This is a genomic window from Zetaproteobacteria bacterium, from assembly GCA_003696765.1.
In the GTDB taxonomy this organism is placed as follows: Bacteria; Pseudomonadota; Zetaproteobacteria; order Mariprofundales; family J009; genus RFFX01.
The window spans coordinates 1-5,738 of the sequence record RFFX01000070.1; the positions used below are offsets into that span (position 1 = coordinate 1).

General features: G+C 70.6%; 5 protein-coding genes and 1 pseudogene. 1 reads left to right on the forward strand and 5 read right to left on the reverse strand.

Features of this window, described 5'->3' with window-relative positions; translation table 11 throughout:
• Positions 1 to 189 (forward strand): annotated as a pseudogene (locus tag D6682_06755) (IS256 family transposase).
• Between the two features lie 278 nt (positions 190 to 467).
• On the opposite strand, the gene dusB reads toward D6682_06755, so the two are convergent.
• The 5 genes from dusB to D6682_06780 all read right to left on the reverse strand — a co-directional run bounded on the left by dusB (position 468) and on the right by D6682_06780 (position 5,731).
• Complete coding sequence (gene dusB / locus D6682_06760) at positions 468 to 1,532, reverse strand: tRNA dihydrouridine synthase DusB (protein ID RMH50480.1); 1,065 nt, start codon at positions 1,530 to 1,532, stop codon at positions 468 to 470.
• Positions 1,529 to 1,711 (reverse strand): hypothetical protein, encoded by a 183-nt coding sequence (locus D6682_06765; protein ID RMH50481.1) that lies wholly within the window; start codon positions 1,709 to 1,711, stop codon positions 1,529 to 1,531. The genes dusB and D6682_06765 overlap by 4 nt, the downstream gene beginning before the upstream one ends.
• A 374-nt stretch (positions 1,712 to 2,085) precedes the next feature.
• Positions 2,086 to 3,867 carry a hypothetical protein gene (locus D6682_06770; GenBank protein RMH50482.1) on the reverse strand — a complete coding sequence of 594 codons (1,782 nt, stop codon included), beginning with the start codon at positions 3,865 to 3,867 and terminating at the stop codon, positions 2,086 to 2,088.
• A complete protein-coding gene (locus tag D6682_06775) occupies positions 3,858 to 4,370 on the reverse strand; it encodes a M67 family peptidase (protein ID RMH50483.1) in 513 nt (170 codons plus the stop codon). Before D6682_06775 ends, D6682_06770 begins: the two co-directional genes overlap by 10 nt.
• A complete protein-coding gene (locus D6682_06780) occupies positions 4,367 to 5,731 on the reverse strand; it encodes a signal recognition particle protein (GenBank protein RMH50484.1) in 1,365 nt (454 codons plus the stop codon). The genes D6682_06775 and D6682_06780 overlap by 4 nt, the downstream gene beginning before the upstream one ends.
• Between the last annotated feature and the right edge of the window lie 7 nt (positions 5,732 to 5,738).

Genomic DNA, 5,738 nt, shown 5'->3' on the forward strand with positions numbered 1-5,738 from the left:
GCCTGCGACGACATCCTGGCGTACACGGCGTTTCCGAAGGAACACTGGAAGAAGATCTGGTCCAACAATCCGCAAGAACGTTTGAACCGGGAGGTGCGTCGCAGAACCCACGTGGTCGGAATTTTCCCGAACAGGAAGGCCATCCTGCGTCTCGTCGGCTCCTTGCTCATCGAGCGGAACGAGGAATGGACGGCACAGAGCCGCTGCCACATGAGCCGGGCAAGCATCGAGGCGCTGATCAGGGAGCAGGTTCCAAAAAACTCAGAGCCAAATCAGCCTGAAATGGCAAAAGCAGCATGATGACCCCATTCGGAAGAATGGCGCACCAGCGCATACACCACTTGAGGGGACGTGGCCCGATGATGCGCCCGCGCTGTTTGTGCATAAACCGGAGGACGGAGCGGCCGAGGCGAGGGTAACCCACTTGCGTCCGTGAGGCAAAGGGGCGGAGGTTGTCGCGGCCGGCATCAACGCCAGGAACGGTCGCGTTCTTCTGCTTCCGTCACCGTCTGCAGGGGGTCGGACGGGGGCAGCCGCCCATACAGGAAGTAGCCCTCGGCGCAGGCCAGCTGCTCCGGCCAGTCGCGCAGCCGCTGGAAACAGGCGCGGAAGCGGGCTGCGTCCGGCAACCCCCTGCTGTACCAGACCACATGCTTGCGGGCCAGTTGGCCGGCGAGGAAGCGGCCGTGGTGCTCGGCCAGCAGCTCCATGTGGCGGCGCACCACCGCCCAGCGCGCCTCCCGGTCGGGTGGGGCGGGCGGCGGCGCGCCGCGCAGCGCGGCGGCCACCTCGGCCAGCAGCCACGGATTGCCCTGCACCGCGCGGCCGACCATCACCCCGGCACAGCCGGAGACGCGGATCAGCTCCAGCGCCGAGGCGCCGTCGACCACATCACCGTTGCCGATCACCGGGATCGAGACGGCCTCGACCGCTCGGCCGATGTCGTGCCAGTCGGCATGGCCATGGAACATCTGGCTGCGGGTGCGGCCGTGGACGGTGAGCATGCGCACGCCGCACTCCTCGGCGATGCGGGCGATGCGATCGACATTCTTGCTCTGCTGGTCCCAGCCGGTACGGATCTTGAGGGTGACCGGAAGCTCGACCGCAGCGACCACCGCATCGAGCAGCCGGGCCACCTGCCGCTCGTCCCGCAGCAGCGCCGACCCGGCCTGCTGTCGGCACACCTTCTTCACCGGGCAGCCCATGTTGATGTCGACCAGGTCGGCGCCGTGGTCGGCCGCCCAGCGCGCCGCATCGGCCAGGTAGCCGGGGTCGGAGCCGGCGATCTGGATCGCCACCGGGTGTTCGTCCGGGTCGATCAGCGCCATCCGCTCGGTGCGCCTGCGCCCCTGCTCCACGGCGCGCGAGGCGATCATCTCGGTCACCGTCAGGCCCACGCCGTATGCGCGGCAGATGCGGCGAAACGGCAGGTCGGTGATGCCGGCCATCGGCGCCAGCAGCAGCGGTGGATCGATGCGCAGCCGATCGATCACGATCGGCGGCAGCGCACCGTTTTTCTGATTGGTGCTCATTGCGGAGAGAGCAGCAGCCGCACGCGCGCGGCACGGCTCAGGCTGGTCAGCTCCAGCATCGCTTTGTGGGGAAACCAGCGCACCTGCACCCGCTCGCCGTGGATGCGCCCCCGCCACAGGTTGGCGTGCCGCGCATGCAGCCACTCCGGCAGACGGCCGTTGAGGATGGCGAAGATCACCGCCGGATGGACCGGCAGCCCCAGCCGTTCACGTTCGCGCGCGCCGACCGGCCGCCAGCGCTGGTCGGCGGCCGCGTTGTCCTTGAGCCACAGCCGGTCGCCCTGCCAGCGCAGCAGGAGGATGCGGCCGCTGGCCGCGTGCGCCAGCCGGCAGGAGCCGGCGGCCTCGGCGCCGCGGCAGGCGAAGGTGAGCTGCGCGCGCCGCTTGCCCAGGATGAGCAGCCGGCCGTGCGGTTCGGGGTAGGGGCCGATCGCTTCACGCCCGGCCGGTATTTGCGCGGGCAGTGGCCTCCAGTTGGCGCATCCACCGGTGATGAGGAGCAGGGCGAGCCACAGAGGCGCGCTGCCACGGAGCGGCGGAGGGAGGCGGTCGGTCAGGGGCCGGCCCCCTGCAGGCCGCGGCGGAGTCGGGCGCGGAGCGCCTCCGGTTCGGGGGGGTCGAGCGCCAGCGCCTTGCGCCAGTTGGCCCGGGCCTCCTTCCGCTCTCCGTGCCGCCAGAGCATGTCGCCCAGGTGCTGGTACATCACCGCGTCGTCTCCGACCTGGGCGATCGCCTTGCGCTGGATCCGGATCGCCTGTGCGTAGTCGCCGCGCTGGTAGAAGACCCAGGCGAGCGAGTCGAGGTAGTAGCCGTCGTCGGGCCTGTGGTCGAGCGCACGCCGGATCAGCTGCTCGGCCTCATCCAGCCGCACGCCGCGTTCGGCCAGCATGTAGCCGAGGAAGTTGAGCGCCTCGTCGTTGTCGGGCTGCAACTTGAGCTGCCGGCGCACCATCTCCTCGGCCTCGTCGTAGCGTTTGAAGTGTTCGAAGGCCACCGCCCGGTTGAACAGCAGCCGGGGATCCACCGGCTGTTGGCGCAGCGCCTCGGCGGTCTGCTCGATCAACTGCCGGTAGCGCTTCTGTTGGAGCAGGATCGATGAGAGCAGCGACCACGCTTCGCTCCGCTGCGGCTGGCGGAACTTCGGGTCGGCGAGCAGCGCGCGCACGATGGCGAGCGCCTTTGCGTCGTGGCCGGCCCGCGCCTCGATCGCTGCGATGCGCAGCCGCGCCCTGCGCTGGAGCGGAGAGGAGCGCAGCTGCTCGTAGACGGCCCGCGCCTCGGGGTCACGCTTCTGCGCCTCGAGGGCGGCGGCGTAGTAGAAGCGCCCCTCGGCATCCTTCGCCCCGGCCAGCAGCCGTTCGGCGGCATGGTAGTGCCGGTTTTGCAGGTAGAGCAGGCCGAGGGTGTTGCGGGTGTCGGTGGCGTCGGGGTTCTGCTTCAGGAGCTGGCGGTAGAGCAGGATCGCCTCCCCGCCGCGCCCCTGCCGCAGCAGCAGGCTCCCCAGTGTGCGGGCGACCTTCTTGTCGCCGGGGTGGCGCCGCAGGAAGGCGCGCAGCTGTTCCTCGGCCAGGTCCGGCCGCTTCATCTGTTCGGCGAAGTGGCTGAATAGGATGGTGATCCGGCCGTCATCCGGCTCCAGGGCCAGCATCGACTGCATGGCGGCGAGCGCCTGTCGGAACCGGCCCATCCGCAGCAGCAGTTGCACCTCCATCTGGCGCAGCCTGGCGGAGTCGCGGTGCTGGATCCCCTCACGGATCAAGGCCAGCGCTTCGTCGCCGTCGCCATCGGCCAGCAGCAGTCGGGCCAGCTCGATGCGTGCCCCTTCCTGCCCTGGGTGGTCGGCGAGCAGCCGGCGCAGGGTGGCGCGGGCGGCATCCCGCTGGTGGGTGGCGAGCAATGCGGCGCTCTTCAGCAGGGTCAGCCGGATCCGCTCGCCCAGCGCCAACCGCGTCGCCGCCGGCCCCTCCAGCAGCGCGCGGAAGTGGGGCAGGGAGGCGGCCGGCCGGCCGCTCTTGAGCAGCGCCTCGGCCAGTTGGGCGCGCGGCAGCACGGCGTAGGGATCGCGCGCCACCACCGGCGTCAGGTAGGCGGCCGCACGGGCCAACTGCCCCTGGTCGATGGCCCTCTGCGCGGCGAGAAAGAGGAACTCCGGCTCCAGCTTGTCGAGCGGGATCGGGCGGCGGGTCGGCTGTTGCGCCGCCTGCCGGTGGCTCTGCCGCTGCGCGCTGTCGGCCGCCTTGTTGCCAGCGGCGGCATGGCCGGCCGCGGTGGTGTGGTGCAGCGGCTGGCAGCCGGCAAGCAGCAGGGCGCCGGCCAGCAGCAGGATCAGCGGCATTGGACGCGCTCCACCCGGCGAAACCGGCCGCACGCCCCGTCCAGGCTCCAGCAGCGAAGCTCGGCGAAGCACCCGCCGCAGACGCTGACGATCGGGTAGAGGAATCCCTCCCAGGCGGCGGCGAGATCGGTCGGCGATGGGCGCGCCGGGCAGTCGGGGTGGGAGTGAAAGACGCCGATGATCTCCTTGCCGCTGCCGCGCAGCCCGCGGTCGATACGCCGATAGGCATCGGGGTCGAGTTCGAAGCGGTCGCCGGCGCGCTCCCGGTTGCGGTTGGCCACCGCCCGCGCTTCCTCCACCAGCCAGCCGTCGTCGTCGAGGGTGCCGATCAGCAGGCCGCAGACCTCCTCCGGGTAGCCGGCACAGGCGAGTTCCTTCATCGTCTCGCGTGCGGCGGCGGGCAGCACGACCCGCGCCGCCGCCGGCGCATCGGCCACCACCGCACGGTAGTCGGCGCTGCGGAACCGCTCGGGGACGGGGATCTCCACTTCCGGATCGATCATGCGTCGGGCAGCCCCCCGGGGAAGCCGCCGGGCAGCCCCATCCTGCCGGCCAGTTGCGCCAGCATCCGCTTGCCGCGGCCGCCGCGCATCCGTTTCATCATCTTCTGCATCTGCGCGAACTGCTTGAGCAGTTGGTTGACCTGCTGCACGCTGGTGCCGGAGCCGGCGGCGATGCGCCGTTTGCGGCTGCCGTTGATGATCGCCGGCCGCTGCCGCTCTTTGGGGGTCATCGAGTGGATGATGGCGCGCATGCGGCGCAACTGGCGGTCGTCGGCCTGCTCCAGCGCCTCCCTGGGGAGTTTCGTCCCCGGCAGCATCTTGAGCAACGCGCCCATTCCGCCCATGTTGACCATCTGGTCGAGCTGTTCGCCGAAATCGGCCAGGTCGAACTTCCCCTTGCGCAGCTTGTCGCCGATCTTGCGCGCCCGTTGCTCGTCCACCTCGGCCTGCACCTTCTCCACCAGGCCGACGATGTCGCCCTGGCCGAGGATGCGGCCGGCGAAGCGGCGGCCGTCGAAGGGCTCGATCGCATCCAGCTTCTCGCCGGTGCCGAGGAAACGGATCGGCACCCCGGTGACGTGGGCGATGGAGAGGGCCGCGCCGCCGCGCACGTCGGCGTCGGCCTTGGTCAGGATGCAGCCGCTCATCGGCACCCGCTGGTGGAACCGTTCGGCGACGGTGAGTGCGCTCTGTCCCGTCATGGCGTCGAGCACCAGCAGCCGCTCCTGCGGCGCGATCGCCGCATCCACGGCGGCGATCTCTTCCATCAACGCCGTATCGACCACCTGGCGGCCGGCGGTGTCGACGATCAGCACATGGTGGCCGTTGACGCGCGCCTGGTCGCAGGCCGAGCGGGCCATGGCCACCGGATCCTCCCCCCCGCCGACGAGGTAGGGAACGCCGATTTGGCCGGCGAGCACCTGCAGCTGTTCGCGTGCGGCCGGCCGGGTGGCGTCGACGCTGGTCAGCGCCACCTTCTTGCCCTCGGCGGCGAGCAGGCGGGCCAGCTTGCCGGCGGTGGTGGTCTTGCCCGCGCCCTGCAGGCCGCAGAGCAGGATGGTGGAGGGGATGCGCTCCAGTCGCAACGGCCGGCGGTCGCCGCCGAGCACCCCCGCCAGATGGTCGTGCAGGATCTTCACCACCACTTGGCCCGGCTGGAGGCTTCTGGCCACCTTGGCGCCCAGCGCCCGCGTGCGTACGCCGTCGATCAGGTGGCGCACCACCGGTAGGGCCACATCGGCCTCGAGCAGCACCAGCCGCATCTCGCGCAGGGTGGCATCGAGCGTCGCTTCATCGACGCGCGCCTTGCCTTGCAGACGATGGGCGATCTCGCCCAGCTTGTCGGTCAGGTTACGGAACATTCCGGCC